Origin of the sequence: Ferruginibacter sp. (genome assembly GCF_049840995.1) — a bacterium.
Classification (GTDB): Bacteria; Bacteroidota; Bacteroidia; order Chitinophagales; family Chitinophagaceae; genus Ferruginibacter.
This window is the reverse complement of the sequence record NZ_JASGIP010000008.1, coordinates 218,014-239,788: the sequence shown is the minus strand read 5'-3', so window position 1 is coordinate 239,788 and position 21,775 is coordinate 218,014. Positions and strand designations below refer to the sequence as shown.

The following is a 21,775-nucleotide window of genomic DNA, read 5'->3' as shown; positions in this document are numbered from 1 at the left end:
AGATTTTTTAAAGGCGTTTTTTAATTCCAGCGCTGGTTGCCAAAAATGGCGATCAGCAGGTAGATGGTATAGAATAATACCGGCAATGCCAGGATGCACAGTAATGCAAATGCAATGCCTTCGTGCTGGTGGCTCTTTAACCAGATGCTGCCCAGCATGATCGCTGTTATTGCAGATGTTATCATCAGCCACAATCCCATGTTGCGGGACGAAACGCTGCCGTCGGTAATACCTACAAAGAAAAAATAAAACACTACCAGTGATGCGATCGCGTCGACCGTCCACAATACTTTAAATAATACCATTGTTGATTTTTTAAGAAGCTTTTTTACTTTGCATTACCCTTTGTGTAAGTGTTTCCATCATGTCCAGCATAGCGTACATGATCTTGCCTGCCATGGGGTCGTTGAACAGTACATTCTGTCCTGCTTCTCCAAAATGCAAACCGTGAGAGGTTAAAAAATTGATCCTGGCATTACCCGGTTTGGGTATGCCCGGCCTTTCGCCCTGCCAGGGACCGATCTGTGCCACAATATCTTTTGCAAGGCTGAGTATATGATCTATTTTACCTGCAATGGAAGTATCAGGCAGGTCCCATATCACAGCGCTGCCGGTGTAATTATAATACCGTGCTGTATGATCGGCATATACTGCCAGCAGGTCCACGCCATCCTCCATCGTAACTTCCACTACAGCGCCCAGTATCTTCACTGTTCCTTCGGGTAAGGCCTGTAACTGGTTTAAAAAATAAAATGCCTGTAAATATTGCCTTGTTTCAAGACCGGCAATATTCAGAATGTCTTTCAGTATTTTTATTGCGGCAGCTTTATTCTTTTTGTCAACATTCTTTTTCACTTCTTTAAAAAGCGTCCAGGGAATTTCGTTGGAATCTGCTTTGGCCCAGTGATCTAATGGAAGGTCTCCAAATAATGTGTCCCTGGTTTCAATGTTGTTGGGTTGGCTTACTTTTTTTAACATGATCTTGTTTTTTATGGGGTTGATAATGATACTTTAATCTTCGAGTACAAATGGCAGTTCATATTCTTTCACAACAGGCTTGCTCTTGCTGCGCACTTTTATTTCCACTTTGGCTTTTAGTTTTTCGCCGGTTACCAGGTAGTGTTTAATAAAAGTGTCGTCATACACGGTCCATGATCCGTTCTCAATAAAATATTCCTGTTGCTGCGCTTTCTTAGCGGCGTAAGCCCAACGCTCTGCATGCAGCGGTTCGTAGTTGATGATATTGCCCATACATATTACCTGCAGGCCGGGCTGTGAGTTGTTGCCCATTTCGGTATTATGCGATACATGAACACGGATGGTGGAATTATCTTCCAGGTCTTTTATTTCCCATTCGTCGATGGTGGTTTGAATGTTTGGCATGGCTATACAATGGTTGTTTTGAAATGATTTTTAAAATTGCTCATTCCTGCGCAGCCGCTGTTGCCAAAGTTTTTCTGTTGCTGGTTTTAATTAGTAAACGGTATTTGAAAGCCCTTTCACAAATATTGTAGTTTGCGGCATTCAAGCAGCCGGTCCTTAAATTTTCAGCATGCTGCTTTTGAGCTACCTGCTGTACGATATTATCCCAAACCATCACTATACTAAAGGTTTATGTTTTTGTTTGCTTTTGGATCAAAGGAATTCCCCGTTTTTAGCTTAGGTTTGCAAAAAAAAATTAAAATGAAGAAGTTTGCCGGATTAGTAGTTATCCTGTTTTGTTGTTTTACAGCGGCTGCACAAACAGATATTAAGAAAAAAAATCATCGACAGTACCTGTTCCTGCCTGAGCGAAATGCCGGATATTGGCAAGAAAACACCGGAAGAGATACAGATGGCGGTAGGCCAGTGCATGATGAAAAAATCGCTGGAAGATTTTATGGCCCTGGCACAGGAGCGCAATATCGAAATGACTGATATGGAAGGCATGCAGAAACTGGGAGCAGAGATCGGTGCCGATCTTTTAAAATCAGATTGTAAAGCAATGAAGGACCTGATGAGTAAAATGGCGCAAAGCGGTGGCATGTCGAAAGATGAAGAAGTTAAACCGGTAGATCATATTACACTCACAGGCGTGGTTAAAGCAGTAGAAACAAAAGAGTTTGTATATGTTACTTTATTATCCGGCGCTAAATCTATACAGCTGGTATGGAGCGACATGGTAACCGGAGGTAACGAATACGCAAAGAACCTGGCCAAACTGGTAAACAAGTCTGTAACATTCGCTTTTGAAGAAAAAGAAGTATACAGTATAAAAGCCAAGGCTTACATTACTGTAAAAATGATCAAATCGCTGGATTAAATAATTGTTCAAAAAATAATTCCTTATATAAAATAGCCCTTTAAAAAATGGGCTATTTTTATGCTTTAAAAATAACAACGACGATTATGGAAATAACAGGAAAGAATTTTATCGGCAATACCCCTTCAGCAAAAGGCGCCAACAACTTCCAGGTAAGCAACCCGCAAACCGGTGCATTGCTGCCCACCAGCTTTAGCCTTGTAACAGAAGATGAGATTAAGGAGCTGGCAGCAAAAGCCGCCACTGCATTTAAAATATACCATAAAAAATCAGCAGCAGAAAAAGCGGTATTCTTAGAGACCATTGCCGCCGAAATAGATGCACTGGGTGATACCGTGATACAACGTGCCATGCAGGAAACCGGTTTACCCGAAGCAAGATTGCAGGGAGAGCGTGGCCGCACCACAGGTCAATTAAAGATGTTTGCCAAATTACTACGCGAAGGCTCCTGGGCCGATGCCCGTATTGATACCGCCATACCCGATCGTCAACCGCTGCCCAAGCCCGACCTGCGCAGCATACTGGTGGCACTGGGACCTGTAATGGTATTTGGCGCCAGCAATTTTCCTTTTGCTTATTCTGCTGCGGGTGGCGATACCGCATCGGCACTGGCTGCCGGTTGCCCGGTGGTGGTAAAAGCGCATCCCCTGCATGCAGGTACCGATGCACTGGTGGCACAGGCCATCATAAATGCGGCACAAAAGACCGGCATGCCCGACGGTGTTTTTTCTTTGGTGTTCAGTGATGAAGCAATGGCGATACGATTAGTGACCGATCCTGTAATAAAAGCGATCGGTTTTACAGGATCCAGGAAAGGAGGGATGGCCATCTTTAACGCAGCGGTCAACCGCACCGAACCCATACCCGTATACGCAGAAATGAGCGCCATCAATCCCGTGATATTATTGCCCGGCACCATGGCCGCCAATGCTGCTGGTATTGCACAGGGCTTTAGTGCTTCAGTAAGTTTGGGTGTAGGGCAGTTCTGCACCAATCCCGGCCTAATGTTCATGGTGAATGATGCAGCTGCGCAGGAATTCCTTGCAGTATTAAATGATAAAATAAAAGATATTCCTGCAGCCACCATGCTCAGCAAGGGCATTTGTGCAGCCTATAATGATGGTGTTGCAAAATTAAAAAGCAGCGCCACAGTTGCGGCACACAGTACAGCAACCGTGCATGCAGAAAAAACAGAAGCAACGCCTTATATCTTTACCGTAACACAAAAAGATTTTATCAGTAATAAGAATTTATCCAACGAAGTATTTGGCCCCGCCAGTGTGATCGTATTGTGCAGCAATGTGGAAGAGATACTGGAAGCATTGCAGCATGCCGAAGGACAATTGACCGCCACCGTGCATGCCAATGCACAGGATGAAAAATATATGGACGATATTGTTGACCTGATGAAAGAAAAAGCAGGCAGGATATTATTTGGCGGCTTTCCCACCGGTGTGGAAGTATGCGATTCTATTGTGCATGGCGGTCCATTCCCGGCTACCACCGATTCCAGGACCACTTCAGTAGGCACAGGCGCCATACTGCGTTTTGTTAGGCCGGTCGCTTACCAGAATTTCCCCCAGCATTTACTGCCCGATGAATTGAAGGACAGCAACCCTTTGAATACATTGCGTATTGTAAATGGTGTGCATACCAGGGATGCTATTGCTTAACAAACTTGTTTTGATGTTTGTAAACAGCAAACTGTAAATGGATATAAGATTACTAGTTATACGGACAGGTGATGCTGAAAAACTGGCTGACTTTTATAGTTTGCTGGGATTGCAATTTGAATATCACAGGCATGGTAACGCTCCTTTTCATTATTCCGCTACAATTGGGCCGACTGTTTTAGAGATATACCCCTTTACAAAAAGCCAAACCGAAGCAGATAAGCATTTGCGTTTAGGTTTTGGTATTGACAATTTCGACCATGTCATTTCCACTTTAAAAGAACGGAACGTAGTTTTTTCGATGGAACCAACGCAAACCGATTTTGGTTTTATGGCTGTCATTATCGACCCGGACGAACGGAAAATAGAATTGTATAAAAAATAAATTTGAAGTGCTGAGTGAAAAATTTTGCAAGTAGCCTCTTTTAATCAATTCTTAAGTCTTATATAATAACTGCGCAAACGATTGTATGAATTAAAGCAGGTAACAGAGTATTACCGATATTAGCAACTAGATTCTAAATCTGTTGGTAAATGTTCGAATCTGTTTTACAGCAATATGGTCTTGATAGCGCTCAATGTGTAATAGAGCCTTTCGGCAGCGGGTTGATCAATCATACCTGGACCGTTACAAATGGTGCAGAAAAATTCATCCTGCAAAGGATCAACGACAATATTTTTAAGCAACCTGCACTTATTGAAGCCAATATCAGGCAGGTGGTGGATTATCTCAAAATAAATCATCCTGCTTATTTATTTGCTGCACCGCTTCAAACACCCGGTGGCCGGCAAATGGTACAAACACCGGAAGGCTATTTTCGTTTATTTCCTTTTATCAAAGCATCGCACACCATTGATGTGGTGGCCAATACCCAACAGGCGTATGAAGCAGCAAAACAATTTGGTGCTTTCACAAAAAAACTGTCTGGCTTTAATGTAAGCGAATTACAAGTAACATTACCTCAATTCCATGATCTCAGCCTTCGGTACAGGCAATACGAACATGCTTTGGCAAATGGCGATATAGCAAGGATTGAAACATCTTCTGCTATGATCAATGCAATTGAAAGTCATAAAAATATTGTGGATCAATTTGAAAAGATCAGGCAGGATGCGGCATTTAAACTGCGTGTAACCCATCACGATACCAAGATCAGTAATGTGCTGTTTGACGAGCATAATAAGGGGTTGTGTGTAATAGACCTGGATACCATCATGCCCGGTTATTTTATCAGTGATGTAGGGGATATGCTGCGTACTTATTTATCTCCTGCCAGCGAAGAGGAAAAGGATATTGCTAAGATATCTATCCGGAAAGATATTTTTAAAGCCATCCAGGAAGGCTATTTAAGCCAAATGGAAAATGAGTTGACGGAAAAAGAAAAACAATATTTTGTATATGCCGGGCAGTTCATGACCTACATGCAGGCATTGCGTTTTTTTACCGATTATTTAAATGATGATGTTTATTATGGTTCTAAATACTCCGGGCATAACTACGTAAGGGCGCAGAACCAGTTGGCATTACTGGAACAATTGATGCTGCTGCAATAATTCAATTGGGCAGCTTACCATTGTTTTAATTCGTTCGTATAAAACAAATACTCTGGCGTATATACCTGTTTGCTGTCGCTTACTTTATACCAGGGCGATAAGCTTTCATCCATTGGGTTTACCAATACATGAATATCCTGTGCCGGCATATAACTCTGCGCCAGCAGGTACACTTTATTACCCGCTTTATTTTCCGCCACATCCATTACAATGGCCGCATGGCCGGGGAAGCCTCCACGGATAAGCACATCACCCGGTTCAATAGCTGCAAAATCAGGCACTGTTCTTAATTGTTTGGATAAAGAGGCAGAGCCACACATGCCAAACACTCTTTCCATAAAGCTGGAAAAATGTTCCCTTGTATACGGTGGCGTAAAGTTGTAAACCCCGTTCTCATTATCTGTAAAACTGATCTCCTGGTATTTTTTGGCTGCAAAAAGATATTCGGCTTCCAGGCGCATTACTGCATCGGCGCATTGCTGCAGGTTTTTATTGCCCACCGGAATATCCAGCACTGCAAACTGCGCCCGCTGGTTGGCCTTGGGCGTGCCATTGTACAGGTATACCGTTTTGCTTTCTTTTAAACCGGCATTTCTCAACCAGCCTGCAAAAGAGCCACTATCAGCATTAACCCTTGTATAACCTTCCGGCAACGGTATCGTTTTTATATTGCGGTAAGGATTTTTATCACTGCTTATATTGGCAGCCGGTTGCGGATTGCCCAATTTTGATATATGCTGCGGGGTATTTTTACAGGAAAAAGAAAAGACGATACAAAAAAATAACAGGGTTTTGAAGGGCATAAATTGTTAATTTTGACGTTTACAGTTGTATAATGCAAACGGACCGTAGTTCCATATAAAAAAATTGTTAAAGCGTATGGCAAGTATTTTAATTATAGATGACGAAAAGGCGATCAGGAAAACATTGACCGAGATACTGAGTTATGAAGGTTACAAGATCGATGAGGCCAGCGATGGCGAAGAGGGTTTAAAACGTTTCAGCGAGAAAGCCTATGATATTGTTTTGTGCGATATTAAAATGCCTAAACTGGATGGCATTGAGTTTTTGGAAAAAGCCAAAGAGATCAACGGCGATGTGCCCGTGATAATGATAAGCGGTCACGGTAATATTGATACTGCCGTGGAAGCCGTAAAAAAAGGCGCCTTTGATTATATCAGCAAGCCGCCGGATCTTAACCGCCTGCTCATTACATTAAGGAATGCCGGCGATAAACAGAACCTGGTAACCGAAACCAAGGTGCTTAAACGTAAAGTAAGCCGTGTGCAGGAGATCATTGGCGAAAGTGATGCCATTAAAAAGATCAAGGACACCATCGAAAAAGTAGCGCCAACCGATGCCAGGATACTGATCACCGGCGAGAACGGGGTGGGTAAGGAACTGGTGGCAAGATGGATACATGAAAAAAGCAACCGCAACAGCGGCCCCATAGTGGAAGTGAACTGTGCCGCCATTCCTTCGGAATTGATAGAAAGTGAATTGTTCGGGCACGAAAAAGGTTCCTTTACTTCAGCCGTAAAACAACGCATTGGTAAATTTGAAACAGCCAGTGGCGGCACCTTATTCCTGGACGAGATCGGTGATATGAGCCTTACCGCACAGGCAAAAGTGCTGCGGGCATTGCAGGAAGGCAAGATCACCAGGGTGGGGGCAGAAAAGGATATCAATGTGGATGTAAGGGTGATCACGGCTACCAATAAAGACCTGTTGAAAGAAGTGGAGGATAAAAATTTCCGTTTGGATCTTTATCATCGTCTTGGTGTCATCATCATTCATGTGCCATCCCTCAACGACCGCCGTTCGGATGTGCCGCTGTTGGTGGATTATTTCCTGGATGTGATAGCAGCCGAATACGGGCAACCTAAAAAAGGGATCGATCAAAAAGCTATGGATGCACTGGAACAATACAACTGGACCGGTAATATCCGTGAATTAAGAAATGTGGTGGAAAGGCTGATCATCTTATCCGGTAAAAATATTTCGCTGGAGGATGTGGAGAATTATGTGCTGCCGAAGAAATAAGGTCAGTTACGAGTTAAAATAGTTACGAGTTATGGGTTTATCAGTTTTTCGCTAAGCTTTTACTGACTAATCAGAAGCTATAAACCCGCAACCCTATAACCCGTAACCCGCAACGGTATTGTTAACGAACTCCCAACAAATTATGAGCGGTTTTAGCCATTAAATTATAATATGGTACTTTTGGCACTCAAAAAATATAAAGACTAACTATGGGTTGGATAATTTTTATTGTAGCTACACTGGGATGGCATATTGGTTTGTACGGTATGTTCAAAAAAGCGGGTATTGAGCCATGGAAGGCGCTGGTGCCTTTTTATAATACCTGGTGTATGGTGCAAAAAATGGAGTTGAAAAAATACTGGTTCTTTTTACAGCTCATACCGGTAGCCGGACAGTTCATCACCATCTGGATCACGATCAAATTTGTAGAACATTTCGGCCGCTTTGGTTTCTGGCACCACGCCGCAACTGTATTTGTGCCTTTTGCCTATTTTCCTTACCTGGGCTATTCAAAAAATGAAAGGTATGCAGGCAGGGATGTAGTAAAGAATTACAAGAAATCAACTTTAAGGGAATGGATCGATGCGGCGGCATTCGCTATAGTGGCAGCCACCATCATCCGCACATTTGTTTTTGAAGCCTATGTGATACCCACCAGTTCTATGGAAAAAACCCTGCTGGTGAACGATTATCTTTTTGTAAGCAAGTTTGCCTACGGACCACGCATACCCAATACGCCCATTGCAATGCCATTTATGCATCATACTATTCCTGGTATAAATACCAAATCGTACCTGGAGTGGGTCCATATACCTTATACAAGATGGTTTGCATCGCCGGTAAAAAGAAATGATGTGGTAGTATTCAATTTTCCCGGAGGGGATACTTTAACTGTGGAACGTGATTCTGAAGAGCCTTATTACGACCTGGTCCAAGCCAACGGAAGAGAGAATGTATGGAATACCTACACGATCAAAACAAGGCCAGTGGATAAAAGAGAGAACTATGTAAAACGTTGCGTAGGTGTGGCAGGCGATATCATTAAACTGGTTGATGGGCAATTATATGTAAACGGCAAGCCATCAGAATTCACCAATACCACCTCATACTGCAAGGTAATTACAAAAAACCTGATGCTGGAGGAAGATATGCTGAAAAGCAAGGGCATACATGTTAATATGAGTGAAAATGAAAAAGGCGCTGTTGATTTTATACCGCAAAGCAGCACTGTATTTATGATCAACCTCAGCCACACAGAAGAAGCATTGATCAAAACCATACCGGGTGTGGATTCTGTAATAAGGCAACCTTATAATGTAGGCCCTATTTATCCTACCTGCTATGGTGAAAAGAACTTTGGCTGGACGGCGCAGAATTTTGGTGGTGACAATGGTTTGTGGATACCTAAAAAAGGCGCCTCCATACCTTTAACACCTGATAATATTGCCTTATACAGGCGGGTCATCAGGGTATACGAAGAGAATGAAGTGGAAGAAGTTGGCGGCAAGATACTTATCAATGGAAAAGAAGCTACTTCCTATACTTTTAAAATGGATTATTACTGGATGATGGGTGATAACCGTCATAAAAGCCAGGACAGCCGTTTCTGGGGATTTGTGCCTGAAGATCATATCGTGGGCAAGGCTTCACTGATCTGGTTCAGCTGGGAAGGCGGACCAAGGTGGAAGCGCATATTCAGGTGGATCAACTAGCGTGAGTGGTGAGTAGTCAGTGGTGAATGGTGAGTGGGAAAACCGGTTACAATAATTTTTTGTATATTTAATGAACTGAATCCTTACGGCAGCAATGCGGTGAGGATTTTTTATCTGCAATAAAAAACGATACTACAATGCGCCAGCAATATAATTTTTCATTTGAAGTGTATGATTCGCTTAATGATCTTCCCATGGCCGACCAGGAACTGGTACAACAAGCAAGGCAGGTAACGGCCAATGCCTATGCACCTTATTCGCATTTTAATGTGGGCGCTGTGGCCAAACTGGCCAATGGTCAGATCGTTACCGGTACCAACCAGGAAAATGCCGCTTACCCGGTGGGCATCTGTGCCGAAAGGGTTTTACTATCGGCAGCGGCTACACTATTTCCCAACATTGCTATCAACACCCTCGCCATCAGCTACGATAATAAGAATGGTAAAAGCAATCACCCTGTGTCGCCCTGCGGCATTTGCAGGCAAACGTTACTCGAATATGAAGAGCGTGTTAAGCAGCCCATCCGCCTTATTTTGAGTGGCCTGGAAGGAAAGATATTTGTGATCAGTAAAGCAAGCCAGTTACTGCCTTTGTCTTTTCGCGGAGAGGACCTGCAGGGGTGAGGAAGAAATGTTCAATGTTGAACGTTCAATGTTCAATATACAAGTATTTAAAACACACTGGCGCAAGTCTTTCCAGCCAAAGGCGGGAGTGACTTGTGTCTATTAATTTTAGCGGTTTGTAACCGCGGCACTACCTTGCCTAAAATAAAAGACCGTCTGTATCGTTAGTGATTTAATGTTCAATGCTCAATATTCAAGTATTTAAAACAGCCCTGCATTTACTTGAGCATTGCAAATTGAACATTGAGCATTGATCATTTGTATTCTCTTTAAAACAGCGTTTGCACCCCGCTGCCATACCTTGCTTCATGTTCCAACAGCCATTTCTTTCTCCACAGATCGCCGCCATACCCAACCAAACTGCCATTGCTGCCAATAACACGGTGGCAGGGCACAATAATAGAAACATGGTTGCTGCCATTGGCTGTACCCACCGCACGGATGGCCTTTACATTACCAATACGTTTGCTCAGCTCCATATAGCTGATGGTTTTTGCATAGGGGATATTACATAATTCGGTCCACACGGTATGCTGAAAGCCGGTGCCTTCCTGTGCAATAGGTATGGTAAATACCATCCTGCTACCGGCAAAATATTCATCCAGTTCCTGTATGCACTGTTGTAAAACTGCATCCGGCGGAATGGTAAATGAAATATTGCTTTCATCCATGGCCGTGCCCTTCCAGCTGTTCACAAACAGTAAATGTGTCAACGCTGCGCCATTACTGCGCAGTTCGAGTATGCCTACGGGTGAGTTGTAAAATATTGTGATCGTTTCCATTACTTAAATTGTTTACCCGATCTTGCAGCCATTCTTTACAGGTAATGAAGGTTGCAGCAACACCACATCATTTGCTTCGTTGTACACGCCCAGTACCAGGCATTCGCTGAAAAAATTGGCAATCTGTTTTACAGGAAAATTCACCACCGCAATTACCTGTTTGCCTATCAAAAGTTCTTTTTGATAAAGCGCCGTGACCTGTGCCGATGATCTTTTAACGCCCAGCTCACCAAAATCTATTCTTAACTGGTAAGCGGGTTTACGTGCATTAGGAAAATCATTTACCTCAATGATAGTACCTACCCGCATATCTATTTTTTCAAAGTCGCTCCAGCTGATCATTTTGTATTTTTATAGCCGTAAATAAATTATAATTGTTATCTAAATTAAGTAAAATGCCTGTAGAAATAAGAAAAGCCCTTACCGCTGATGTAAAACTCGTTACCCCGTTGTTTGATGCCTATCGTGTATTCTATCAACAGCCATCTAATGTACAGGCGGCTGCGGATTTTTTGCAGCAAAGACTGGACAATGCCGAGTCAGTTATTTTTATAGCAATGGTTGATGGTGTTGCAGCAGGTTTTTGCCAGTTGTTCCCGATCTTTTCTTCAGTAGGATTAAAACGCACCTGGCTTTTGAATGACCTGTATGTGAATGAAACGGCTCGTGGCAAAGGTGTGGCATCAGCATTATTGCAACAAGCAAAGGAGTGGGGATTGGAGACTAATTCAAGATGGTTGTTGCTGCAAACAGGTGCTGATAATATTACAGCGCAATCTGTTTATGAAAAGAATGGCTGGAAGAGAGTAGGGGATTATTTTTATGAGTTGCCTTTGGAATGATTTTATACAGTAAACAGCTTATAATATTTTCTGGAGTTTTACGTATTTCGAAATTCCGTCTTCTGATCGTATCGCCATCGTATCTTTAATTAAAAATACCTTCCCGGATAATTCGAAATCCGGGTAAAAAATATGTATGGAATCGCCTTTGAATACATACTTGTAAGATTCAAAATGTTCAGTATAAAATATCGAATCGTAAGTGAATTTAACTGTAACAAATTCTTTATCGGTAGTACCCCATACACCCATTACCTGTTTTTTAGAAACAACAGCAATAGCATCAACCGGCGTTGATTGTTTATTGTTTGCTGTATCGATCTTCTTTGCAGCATCTTTTTTAACCGGCGCAATGGGCTGAGCAGTATCATTGCTGCTGCAGCTACAATAAATACAACAGCAGATGAAAGCAAAAAGCAGGGAATGTTTTTTCAAGCTGTTGAGATGAAGGTGATTTTTATATTGCGTGAATCTTTTAAACGCTTACCACTCCGTTACATCCACCACCGCATCTAAATTTATCCTGCCATAAATATGCGGAAACTCTTCATTAATAGATGGAGCCAGTTCAAAAATATGGGGCGATTGCAATTTGCCTTCATCAATATGCAGTATCAAAAGATCGTCCTGGCCGGCATAATATCTTTGTATCACGCCTTCCACCTGCTCCCGCATGCTGGCATGTATAAAGCCTTCTGCAGCCAGCGAAGGATGTTCGTAATAACCCAGTTGCCGGGCTTCTTCCCATTTAGGGGCATTAACTACGTGATATATCATTGTCTAACAGGTTGGCAAGGGTTAATAATTCATCCATTTTGTAACGGTTGCGGTCGTTATCAAAACATTTACTCAGTTCTTCCAGTAAAAACTGTATCACCCTTTTATTACCCAGTTGCCTGAAATAAGAAGTGGTGGGAGGAACGGAGATGCGTTTAAAATAATTCTCTACATCCTTATGGCTGTACATCTGCCCATTGAGCGGATCGATGTAAAAATTTATTTTTTCAGAAGCGTGCCCCTTGGGATTTAAAAGATCGTGCTGCTGATCAAAATAAGCCATAATGAATTGGCGGGGAATATTGATGGCCTTTACAGGTACATCCAGCATTTCACAAAGCACCAGGTAAATGATACCATTGCTCACTGCATTGCCTTTTTTACTTTCCAGCGCTTTATTGATCAGGTAATCGTCGGGGTTATTGTATGCAAATTCAACTCCTTTCTGTTTGTAGTAATTATACAGGATGCTGGTGATAACGTTGATCTGTTCCAGCGGTGTAAGATAACTGTTCAGCTCCAGCCAGATATTGCGTTTTAATTTTTCTATTTCCTGGTACACTGTTTTATTATCCAGGTCCGGGTAATGATACCTTGCCACCAGCAAAGCACCCTGCAAAAGATCTGCATCCCCGGCAGCCCATGCCGTAAAATCATTGGTAAGATCGCGGAAATGTAAACGGTGTATTAATAGTTCTATTCGTTCCTGCAACTCTTCATTGGTAGTGGTTTCCCAAAGATTTTCTAAGTTGGGGATGATGGCTTTACCGAAAGAGATGATCTTATCGCTTACGGTGTTGTAAACATATTCATCCGGGTCATCAATCAGGTGGAGCAGGGCCGATATCTCTTTGTTTTCCTTCATTTATAAAATGAATTTCGGAAAATGCTGGTGAACAAGGAAGTTAAAATTTTCCACAGGGGTGATTAACTTCCTTTTTATTATACATGCTTGATTATGTAACGCAGCAGCTGCAAAAATGTTGTAGACCATTATTCATAAAAAACGCTGCTTCTTAAAACAGAATTCCCTCCCGGGAACGGGAGGGAATTTCTTTAACCCTTAAAACAACCAACATGAAACATGTTGATGATTAAACTGTACTTACGGTGTTTTGTAAAAAAGGGTTTTAATAGTTTTGTTAAAAAACGAATCTTTATTATACCAATGCCAGGTCCAGCACCTGTTGCATGGTCTTTACAAAATGAAATTTAATGCCTTTTATATACTGGCTGTTGATCTCTTCCACATCTTTTTCATTCTGCCAGCACATAATGATCTCTTTTAAACCTGCACGTTTTGCGGCCAGTACTTTTTCCTTGATACCACCTACGGGCAATACCTGTCCACGTAAAGTGATCTCACCTGTCATAGCCAGGTAAGGTTTTATCTTACGGCCTGTAAATGCACTCGCCAATGCAGATAACATCGTAATGCCTGCACTCGGACCATCCTTGGGCACCGCACCTTCGGGTACGTGTATATGTATGTCTTTTTTATTGAACTCGGCGATATCAATATTCACTTTTTTACTGTTGGCTTCCAGGTAGGTCAATGCAGTAGTAGCGCTTTCTTTCATTACGTTGCCGAGGTTACCGGTTAACTTCAGTTCGCCTTTACCTTCGCTCAATTGTGTTTCTATAAAAAGAATATCGCCGCCCACGTAAGTCCATGCAAGACCCACAGCCACACCGGGCATGTTAGCGATCTTGTACAGATCGTTGCTGTACCTTGGTTTGCCCAATATTTTTTCAATATCGTTATTGGTGATGGTAGCTTTTAATTTACCACGGGTCACCAGTTCTTTTGCCTGGTAGCGCATTACGCTGGCCAGTTGGCGATCCAGTTCCCGTACACCACTTTCACGTGTATAATCCTCGATCACTTTTTCTAAAACGGTATCTCCAATTTTAAATTTAGAAGCGGTAAGACCATGCATTTCTTTTTGCTTGGGTACCAGGTGCCTTTTAGCGATCTCGATTTTTTCTTCCACTGCATAACCGCTCAGGTCAATGATCTCCAGCCTGTCGCGTAAGGCCGGTTGTATATTGCTGATGTTATTAGCTGTTGCAATGAACAATACTTTACTCAGGTCATATTCCAGCTCCAGGTAATTGTCATAAAAACTATTGTTCTGCTCAGGGTCCAGTACTTCCAGCAATGCAGAAGATGGATCGCCATGCACCGTGTTGCCCACTTTATCAATTTCATCCAGTATCATTACCGGGTTGCTCGATTTTATTTTTCTTATCGATTGCACAATGCGACCGGGCATAGCACCGATATAGGTTTTACGATGGCCACGTATCTCGCTTTCATCATGCAAACCACCCAGGCTCACTCTTACATACTTACGATTAATGGCTGCTGCAATACTTTTTCCCAAGCTGGTTTTACCAATACCGGGAGGGCCGAGAAAACACAATATCGGCGATTTCATATCGCCTTTTAATTTCAATACAGCCAGGTATTCCAGTATCCTTTCTTTTATCTTTTCCATGCCGTAATGATCATGGTCCAGTATCTTTTTAGATTTCTTCAGGTCATACTGATCTTCGGTGTATTCGCCCCAGGGCAGGTCCAGCATCAGGTCCAGGTGATTATAAGTAACCGAATAATCAGGTGTAGAAGGGTGCATGCGTTCCAGTTTCTCAATGCCCTTGTTGAACATTTCTTTTGCAGCAGCCGTCCATTTTTTTGTTTCGGCTTTCTTCTGCATCTCTTTTATCTCCGCAATATTATCGCCACCTAATTCTTCTTTAATGGCTTTCATCTGCTGTTGCAGAAAATATTCCCGCTGCTGTTTATCCAGTTCATTGCGGGTTTTGTTGGTCACTTTATTTTTCAATTCCGCATACTGCAGTTCGGTCTGCATCATATTCATCAGCAATTCGGCCCTTGCTTTAATATTGCTGATCTCTAGTAATTTCTGTTTCTCTTTAATATCACTGTTCAGGTTGCTGCTTACAAAGTGTATCAAAAAAGAAGGGTTCTCAATATTCTTTAAAATGATCGCTGCTTCGCTGGGCAGGTTGGGAGAGAGGCCCACAATTTGACCGGCAAGGTCTTTAATGCTGCCCACCATGGCTTCAAAGTCGGCATCGCCTTTTAAATTCTCTTCTGTTAAAACCTTTATCCGGGCTTTAAAATAAGGGTCTTCGCTGGTGATCTCTTCTATCTTAAAACGTTTTCTGCCCTGTATGATGATGGTGGTGCCGCCATCGGGCATTTTGATCAGCTTTACAATTTTTGCAACGGTACCGATATCTTCCAGGTCGCTTACCACCGGTTCTTCCACCGTACTGTCTTTTTGCGCCACCACGCCTATCAATTTGTCAGCCTTATAAGCATCATTTACTGCCTTAATGCTCTTGTCCCTACCCACCGTAATGGGTATCACCACACCGGGAAAAAGTACGGTATTCCTTAAAGGCAGTATCGGTAATTCGGCTGGAATAGCCTGTTCATCAGCATTTGAGTCTTCTTCTTCGTTCAGCGGAATGATGGGCATAAACTCCATTTCATCTTCCACACCCTGCATATAAAATTTCTTATCCATAATTATTTAAATATAAAGTCAATTTGTCAAACTACACAGTTAAAAGCATATAAAAACTGCGGGGGTCTATATGGGCAATATTAATGCCATTTTAGTACCAGGACATTTAGTGCAATGGAAAGTATTTGGCTTGTGTGCAATAAAAATAGAAGTCTTTTAGCTTTTTATCACTAAGGGCTTCTGATGTTTTCTTTACTTCAATAATGCATCCATCGCAGGTACAAATGGCGTCATCGGATTTTCTGATTTTTTCAAAAAGAAAGATCTCTTCTTTAGTAAGAGGTTGCCTGGTTTGTTTCAACAAATACAAGCCTAAGGCTCCATAAGCCCTCACAGCGGATAATAAAGATTTGCATTGCCGGAGCAGGGCAGTATGATTCTTTTGCTTTACATCAGCTATAATATTTAAAAGTGAGTTATTTTCCCAAAGCGCATTTGCCCCCCAGGAATATCCAAAACAGGCTGTGGAGTCTTTATAAAGATCCCGCCATGTAAAATCAGTTTTATTACTCAGGTTATAAGGAATTAGTAATGAATCAATAAAAACCGAATCAATGTATACAATTTCAATGTCATCAGGACTGCGTGAAAGTAAGTCTGGAAAATGAGGGCCAGAATCGTCATTGTATTCTGTGAGCCTATACCAAAATATTTTATTATTGATATAATTGATTACAATTTCAAATACCTGCTTATCAAAATTATAACTTGTTGAAAGCAGTCGTGTATCAAGGTCATACAAAGTGTCTTTTTCAGCCTTTCTTTGAAATTTGCTATAAAGCTCCAGTTCTTTCTTAAGATCACTATAAGAGGGCGGCTGCTTAATTGAAAAAATATCCAGGAATTGCTGGGCATTTTGGCCAATGCCGGTTTGAATAGAAAAAATTAACAGGGTAGTTATTATTTTTTTCATACCTGAATTTACCTATAAATTTCCAAAACAGGTCAATGGAAACAAAACTATAAGTTAATTTTACGGCTTATGTATATCAATTGCAGTGATAAAGAACTTTTAATGCTGAACAAGATCGCCGCAGCCGCAGAAAAAATGCAGGTGCCCAGTTATTTGATCGGCGGCTTTGTGCGGGACAAGATATTGGGCAGAAAGACCAAGGATATGGACGTGGTTTGCGTAGGCGATGGCATTGAACTGGCCGCTGCTGTAGCTGCATTGTTTTCACCGGAACCGGAAGTACATTTCTTTAAAAACTTTGGTACGGCACAGATAAAGATCGATGACCTGGAAATAGAATTTGTAGGCGCCCGCAAAGAAAGTTACAGCCGCAACAGCCGCAAACCGGAAGTGGAAAAAGGTACAATAGAAGATGACCAGAACCGGCGTGATTTTACCATCAATGCCATGGCCATCAGTTTAAATAAAGATGATTTTGGTGCACTGGTGGATCCATTCAATGGATTGAACGACCTGGATGCAAAGATCATACAAACGCCTTTGGAACCCGGCATTACTTTCAGCGATGATCCACTGCGCATGATGCGTGCCATACGTTTTGCAGCACAATTGAATTTTGTGATTGAAGCAAAAACATTTGCTGCCATTGCTGCGCATGCAGATCGTATCAAGATCGTAAGCGGTGAAAGAATTGCAGATGAATTGAATAAAATACTCTTGTCGCCCAAACCATCTATTGGTTTCGACCTGCTGTATAAGAGTGGTTTGCTTAAACTCATTTTTCCGCAGATGGTGGCGCTGGCCGGTGCCGAATACGTGGATGGCTTTGGGCATAAGGATAATTTTTATCACACTTTACAGGTGGTGGACAATATATCCCGTAACACCAACGACCTGTGGCTGCGCTGGGCTGCAGTATTGCACGATATAGCCAAGCCCGCCACCAAAAAATTTGAAGAAGGCCATGGCTGGACCTTTCATGGTCATGAGGCATTGGGCGGCAAATGGGTACCGAAAATATTTGCGCAACTAAAACTGCCGCAGAACGAAAAAATGCGCTTTGTAAAAAAGCTGGTGGAACTACATTTAAGGCCCATCAGTCTTACCAAAGAAAATATAACCGACAGTGCCATCCGTCGCCTGTTGTTTGATGCCGGTGAAGACTTTGATGCATTGATGACCCTTTGCGAAGCAGACATCACCTCCAAGAACAAACAGAAAGTACAACGCTACCTCAACAATTTTGAAATAGTGCGCCAACGCTGTGCAGAAGTGGAAGAAAATGACAATCTCCGCAACTGGCAGCCACCCATTACCGGCGAGATCATTATGCAAACCTTTAACCTGCCGCCCAGCCGCAGTGTGGGAGATATCAAACTTGCGGTAAGGGAAGCCATACTGGATGGCATCATCCCCAACGATTATAATGCGGCTTACGATTTTATGCTGCAAAAAGCTAAAGAGTTGGGAATTTATGCCGTGAATTCCTAATTATTGTACATAATGCTTAATTTTACTGTATGGCTATCTTACGTTTCAGGGTTTACTGGGAAGATGACGACAGCATTTACAGGGATATCGCTATCCGTCATACACAAAATTTCTTCGACCTGCATGGTTGTATTCTAAAGAGTTTTGAATTTGATTCAAAGCACAAAGCAACATTTTACCGCAGCAATGATAACTGGTTGCGGGGCAGGGAAATTTCATTGGAAAAATATGATAAGACTTATAAAGCCGAGCCATTGATCATGGCTGATACACCTTTAAGTTCCGAGATCAGCAACCCCAACCAGAAATTCATTTACGAGTACGATTTCAATAAGTTCTGGCATTTTATGATAGAACTGATCAATATTGATAAGGAAGAGAATAAAAAGCTCACGTACCCTGTTTGTGTGCGTACAGAAGGCATTGCGCCATCGCAGTACGGTACCAAGGGATTGGTGGACAGCAGGCTGGCAGAAATGGAAGAAAAATACGATCTGCAGCCCGATGCTATGCGGGAAGGTTTTAGTGAAGAAGGCGACGATGATGAACTGGGTGGCGGCGAGGAAGAGGAAGCAACCAGCACCGATGAGGGCAACGATGGTTTTTAAAGATTGATCAAATTTTACTCTTAATAAACCTTAGCACCGGTATGAAACAACTGTTTTTAATGTTGGTGTTTGTTATTACCTGCAGTGTAAGTTTTGCGCAGTATGTAATACCTACTCAGCCCAGCAAAACTCCCAAAAAAATAAAGACCGTAAAACCAGTTGTTAACCAACCCAGTTATATTGTTATTTTCAGGGGAGGGCAGTTGGGCGCTGCGCTGAGCAATTACAATATTTTTGTAGATGGCAGAAAGATCTGCAAACTCAGCAACGGCCGATATTTGAAATACAAGGTAACTCCCGGCAAGCATGAAATTGAAGCCAAAAAAGCCGGTGTGGATCTTTCTAAAAAAGAAGTGTATGTAAATGTAGTGACCGGCGCCGGCAGAAGCAGTTATATCTCCTGCAATGTAAAGACCAACCTGCTCCGCGAAAAAGTAGAGATGCTGGAAGTGATGGAAAGTTCAGGTAAAAAATCGGTGAGTGATCTTAAAGAAGATAACTGCCAGGATGATATCAACAACAAGTAGTAAAGCACATCAATAGAATCGCACGTATTTGTATTGTGAGAGTTCTGCACAAACTCAATAATTTTCAATGACAAAAACCTGTATCGTTATCTGCGGCCCCACCGCAGTAGGTAAAACATCATTCGCCATTCAACTGGCGCAGCAACTCAACACCGAGATCATTTCAGCCGACAGCCGGCAATGTTTTAAAGAACTGGATATTGGCGTGGCCAAACCATCCGCAGCAGAACTGCAGCTGGTGCCGCATCATTTCATCAGTTCGCATTCCATTCATGAAGAAGTGAATGCGGTAGTATATGAGGCTTATGCGCTGCAAAAGGCCCATGATATTTTTAAACAGCATGATACACTGGTAATCGTGGGAGGCACGGGGTTGTACATCAAAGCATTTTGTGAGGGTATTGATGAATTGCCGGCAGTAGATCCAACTATAAGAGAAAATATTGTTGCTGATTATGAACAGAACGGGCTTGAATGGCTGCAAAACGAAGTGGCAGCAAATGATCCTGTTTATTATGCCAAAGGTGAAATAAAAAATCCGCAGCGTTTAATGCGTGCGCTGGAAGTAAAATTATCCAGCGGCAGGTCCATCACCGAATTTCAGACACAGCAGAAAAAGCAGCGTAGTTTTAATATTGTGCAATACGGTCTGGAATTACCCAAAGAGCAATTGCATAAAAATATCCATGACCGGGTAGATATCATGATGCAACAGGAACTATTACACGAAGTAACACAACTGCTGCCTTACCAGCAACTGAACGCTTTGCAAACGGTTGGTTACCGGGAACTCTTCGATCACCTGCAAGGAAAACTATCGCTGGACGAAGCGGTGGAAAGAATAAAGATCAATACCCGCCAGTATGCCAAAAGGCAAATGACCTGGTTCAAAAAAAATAAAGATGTTAAGTGGATTACTCCTCACTCACTGGCGCAAGTCTTTCCAGCCTAAGGCTGGAGTGACTTGTGTCTACTAATTCCAGCGGTTTTTAACCGCGGCATTACCTTGCTAAAACAAATAACTTCTCTACCTGCACTTGCAACCCTATAAAATAGAAACCAGTCTCCTCCACTGGCGCAAGTCTTTCCAGCCTTAGGCGGGAGTGACTTGTGTCTAATAATTCCAGCGGTTATTAACCGCGGCATTACCTTGCCAAAACAAATAACTTCTCTACCTGCACTTGCAACCCTATAAAATAGAAACCAGTCTCTTTACTTTAAAGCAATTCATGTCCAGTAAATATAAAGTCGGGGAAGATGCCCTGCCTCATTTTGTCACTTTTACTGTCGTAGGCTGGATAGATGTATTCAGCAGGGAATGGTACAAAGAGATATTTATAGAAAGCCTGCAATATTGCCAGGAAAACAAAGGGTTGGTCTTGCATGCCTGGATAATTATGACCAATCATGTACACCTTATCATCAGCAGCAACAGTAATAAACTCGAGCACATTGTACGGGACCTGAAAAAATATACCAGTAAACAGATCATAAAAGCTATTATGGAGAACAACAACGAAAGCAGGAAAGAATGGATGCTGAACCTGTTTGCATATGCCGGAAGAACCAACAATAACAATAAGGATTTTCAATTCTGGAAACAGGATTATCATCCTGTAGAACTAAATTCAGTGGAAAAAGTACAGCAACGGCTGAATTACTTACATGAAAATTCGGTGAGAAGTGGCTTGGTTTGGAATACCTGGCATTATAAATACAGCAGTGCGATTGATTATTATACTAAAGAAAAAGGATTTTTGAAGATTGAATTATTGTAAGGTGTTGTTTTTATTAGCTACTACCTGCCGCGGTTACAAACCGCCAGAATTAAGAGACACAAGTGGTCCAGCCGCTGGCAGGAAACACTAGCGCCAGTATATTTAAGCTGGATTACTCCTCACCTTCCAATAGCGGCATTGCCGGTAAATTTTTAATAGGGAAGGGCGATTCATAGATCGGTAAAGGAGTGGCGATGTTTTCTTCTCTTTCCTGCCTCTTGCCTTCAATAGAAACACCTTTCACTTCTATTTTAATGCCGGTTATCTTTTTAGCATCATTCCTTACAAATACCGCTGTACCATGATAATTAGGAATGGTAAAATGGTCAGGCGTTGTTTTTTTAATAGGAGAAGTGCCGATGGTGGAACTTAAAGAAAGCTCTCCATTAGCGATCACAACGCTTACCTCGGGGATGATACTGCCCTGCGGAAATTTATAAGTAGCAGTATACTCATCCAGCGAAGGCTCTGTAGAAGCTTTTAATGATAAACAGGAAGAAATAAGAACAGCTAGTAAAAATGTAACTCTTTTCATGGCGGGGGAGTTTGGTAGTACTATAAAAATACGTTATACTTTACAAAAAAGTTAC

The 21,775-nt window shown here is 42.1% G+C and carries 25 protein-coding genes; 13 read left to right on the top strand and 12 right to left on the bottom strand.

Going from position 1 to position 21,775, the window contains the following annotated elements:
* Positions 1-20 precede the first annotated feature (20 nt).
* Genes QM738_RS21920 through QM738_RS21910 form a run of 3 tightly spaced genes read right to left on the bottom strand, consistent with a single transcriptional unit; the run spans position 21 to position 1,383 of the window.
* Positions 21-305, bottom strand: a complete 285-nt coding sequence (locus tag QM738_RS21920; RefSeq protein WP_462278900.1) for a hypothetical protein — start codon at positions 303-305, stop codon at positions 21-23.
* A 10-nt stretch (positions 306-315) separates the two neighbouring features.
* The gene (locus tag QM738_RS21915) at positions 316-978 is read right to left on the bottom strand and encodes a hypothetical protein (protein WP_462278899.1); all 663 of its coding nucleotides are present in this window, start codon (positions 976-978) and stop codon (positions 316-318) included.
* Positions 979-1,011: 33 nt separating this feature from the next.
* On the bottom strand, positions 1,012-1,383 hold the full coding sequence (locus QM738_RS21910) for a hypothetical protein (RefSeq protein ID WP_462278898.1): 372 nt from the start codon (positions 1,381-1,383) through the stop codon (positions 1,012-1,014).
* Between the two features lie 412 nt (positions 1,384-1,795).
* On the opposite strand from QM738_RS21910, the gene QM738_RS21905 reads away from it, so the two are divergent.
* The 4 genes from QM738_RS21905 to QM738_RS21890 all read left to right on the top strand — a co-directional run bounded on the left by QM738_RS21905 (position 1,796) and on the right by QM738_RS21890 (position 5,529).
* Positions 1,796-2,302 carry a hypothetical protein gene (locus QM738_RS21905; RefSeq protein ID WP_462278897.1) on the top strand — a complete coding sequence of 169 codons (507 nt, stop codon included), beginning with the start codon at positions 1,796-1,798 and terminating at the stop codon, positions 2,300-2,302.
* A gap of 86 nt (positions 2,303-2,388) precedes the next feature.
* A complete protein-coding gene (locus tag QM738_RS21900) occupies positions 2,389-3,975 on the top strand; it encodes an aldehyde dehydrogenase (NADP(+)) (RefSeq protein ID WP_462278896.1) in 1,587 nt (528 codons plus the stop codon).
* 37 nt (positions 3,976-4,012) lie between these two features.
* Positions 4,013-4,360 (top strand): VOC family protein, encoded by a 348-nt coding sequence (locus tag QM738_RS21895; protein ID WP_462278895.1) that lies wholly within the window; start codon positions 4,013-4,015, stop codon positions 4,358-4,360.
* Positions 4,361-4,509: 149 nt separating this feature from the next.
* The gene (locus tag QM738_RS21890; RefSeq protein WP_462278894.1) at positions 4,510-5,529 is read left to right on the top strand and encodes a phosphotransferase enzyme family protein; all 1,020 of its coding nucleotides are present in this window, start codon (positions 4,510-4,512) and stop codon (positions 5,527-5,529) included.
* Between the two features lie 14 nt (positions 5,530-5,543).
* Here QM738_RS21890 and QM738_RS21885 read toward each other — a convergent pair whose 3' ends face one another.
* Positions 5,544-6,332, bottom strand: a complete 789-nt coding sequence (locus tag QM738_RS21885; protein ID WP_462278893.1) for a DUF4846 domain-containing protein — start codon at positions 6,330-6,332, stop codon at positions 5,544-5,546.
* Positions 6,333-6,408: 76 nt separating this feature from the next.
* Here QM738_RS21885 and QM738_RS21880 point away from each other — a divergent pair, with 76 nt between their 5' ends.
* The 3 genes from QM738_RS21880 to QM738_RS21870 all read left to right on the top strand — a co-directional run bounded on the left by QM738_RS21880 (position 6,409) and on the right by QM738_RS21870 (position 9,907).
* A complete protein-coding gene (locus QM738_RS21880; protein ID WP_462278892.1) occupies positions 6,409-7,572 on the top strand; it encodes a sigma-54-dependent transcriptional regulator in 1,164 nt (387 codons plus the stop codon).
* 209 nt (positions 7,573-7,781) lie between these two features.
* On the top strand, positions 7,782-9,284 hold the full coding sequence (gene lepB / locus QM738_RS21875; RefSeq protein ID WP_462278891.1) for a signal peptidase I: 1,503 nt from the start codon (positions 7,782-7,784) through the stop codon (positions 9,282-9,284).
* 137 nt (positions 9,285-9,421) lie between these two features.
* On the top strand, positions 9,422-9,907 hold the full coding sequence (locus tag QM738_RS21870) for a cytidine deaminase (RefSeq protein WP_462278890.1): 486 nt from the start codon (positions 9,422-9,424) through the stop codon (positions 9,905-9,907).
* Between the two features lie 269 nt (positions 9,908-10,176).
* On the opposite strand, the gene QM738_RS21865 is transcribed toward QM738_RS21870, so the two are convergent.
* Together QM738_RS21865 and QM738_RS21860 are read right to left on the bottom strand one after the other, a co-directional pair.
* Complete coding sequence (locus QM738_RS21865; protein ID WP_462278889.1) at positions 10,177-10,689, bottom strand: methylated-DNA--[protein]-cysteine S-methyltransferase; 513 nt, start codon at positions 10,687-10,689, stop codon at positions 10,177-10,179.
* Positions 10,690-10,701: 12 nt separating this feature from the next.
* Entirely contained in the window at positions 10,702-11,031 is a 330-nt protein-coding gene (locus QM738_RS21860) for a tRNA-binding protein (RefSeq protein WP_462278888.1), read from the bottom strand.
* Between the two features lie 53 nt (positions 11,032-11,084).
* Between QM738_RS21860 and QM738_RS21855 the strand changes: the two genes are divergently transcribed.
* Positions 11,085-11,531 carry an N-acetyltransferase family protein gene (locus QM738_RS21855; RefSeq protein ID WP_462278887.1) on the top strand — a complete coding sequence of 149 codons (447 nt, stop codon included), beginning with the start codon at positions 11,085-11,087 and terminating at the stop codon, positions 11,529-11,531.
* Positions 11,532-11,549: 18 nt separating this feature from the next.
* Here the strand turns inward: QM738_RS21855 and QM738_RS21850 are convergent, their stop codons facing one another.
* From QM738_RS21850 to QM738_RS21830, 5 genes are all read right to left on the bottom strand, one after another.
* Positions 11,550-11,966, bottom strand: a complete 417-nt coding sequence (locus QM738_RS21850) for a hypothetical protein (protein ID WP_462278886.1) — start codon at positions 11,964-11,966, stop codon at positions 11,550-11,552.
* 48 nt (positions 11,967-12,014) lie between these two features.
* Positions 12,015-12,308: a DUF952 domain-containing protein gene (locus QM738_RS21845; RefSeq protein WP_462278885.1), complete on the bottom strand. Its 294-nt coding sequence runs from the start codon at positions 12,306-12,308 to the stop codon at positions 12,015-12,017.
* Complete coding sequence (locus tag QM738_RS21840) at positions 12,289-13,173, bottom strand: transglutaminase-like domain-containing protein (protein ID WP_462278884.1); 885 nt, start codon at positions 13,171-13,173, stop codon at positions 12,289-12,291. Before QM738_RS21840 ends, QM738_RS21845 begins: the two co-directional genes overlap by 20 nt.
* Before the next feature lie 295 nt (positions 13,174-13,468).
* Entirely contained in the window at positions 13,469-15,868 is a 2,400-nt protein-coding gene (lon, locus tag QM738_RS21835) for an endopeptidase La (RefSeq protein ID WP_462278883.1), read from the bottom strand.
* 106 nt (positions 15,869-15,974) lie between these two features.
* A complete protein-coding gene (locus tag QM738_RS21830) occupies positions 15,975-16,781 on the bottom strand; it encodes a hypothetical protein (RefSeq protein WP_462278882.1) in 807 nt (268 codons plus the stop codon).
* 69 nt (positions 16,782-16,850) lie between these two features.
* Here QM738_RS21830 and QM738_RS21825 point away from each other — a divergent pair, with 69 nt between their 5' ends.
* The 5 genes from QM738_RS21825 to QM738_RS21805 all read left to right on the top strand — a co-directional run bounded on the left by QM738_RS21825 (position 16,851) and on the right by QM738_RS21805 (position 21,185).
* Complete coding sequence (locus QM738_RS21825; RefSeq protein ID WP_462278881.1) at positions 16,851-18,272, top strand: CCA tRNA nucleotidyltransferase; 1,422 nt, start codon at positions 16,851-16,853, stop codon at positions 18,270-18,272.
* A gap of 29 nt (positions 18,273-18,301) precedes the next feature.
* On the top strand, positions 18,302-18,880 hold the full coding sequence (locus QM738_RS21820) for an IS1096 element passenger TnpR family protein (RefSeq protein WP_462278880.1): 579 nt from the start codon (positions 18,302-18,304) through the stop codon (positions 18,878-18,880).
* Between the two features lie 41 nt (positions 18,881-18,921).
* A complete protein-coding gene (locus tag QM738_RS21815; protein ID WP_462278879.1) occupies positions 18,922-19,407 on the top strand; it encodes a DUF2846 domain-containing protein in 486 nt (161 codons plus the stop codon).
* A gap of 67 nt (positions 19,408-19,474) precedes the next feature.
* A complete protein-coding gene (gene miaA / locus QM738_RS21810; RefSeq protein ID WP_462278878.1) occupies positions 19,475-20,359 on the top strand; it encodes a tRNA (adenosine(37)-N6)-dimethylallyltransferase MiaA in 885 nt (294 codons plus the stop codon).
* A 277-nt stretch (positions 20,360-20,636) separates the two neighbouring features.
* Positions 20,637-21,185, top strand: coding sequence for an REP-associated tyrosine transposase (locus tag QM738_RS21805; RefSeq protein WP_462278877.1), 549 nt, complete (start codon positions 20,637-20,639; stop codon positions 21,183-21,185).
* A 112-nt stretch (positions 21,186-21,297) separates the two neighbouring features.
* On the opposite strand, the gene QM738_RS21800 is transcribed toward QM738_RS21805, so the two are convergent.
* Positions 21,298-21,720: a hypothetical protein gene (locus tag QM738_RS21800; protein ID WP_462278876.1), complete on the bottom strand. Its 423-nt coding sequence runs from the start codon at positions 21,718-21,720 to the stop codon at positions 21,298-21,300.
* Positions 21,721-21,775 lie beyond the last annotated feature (55 nt).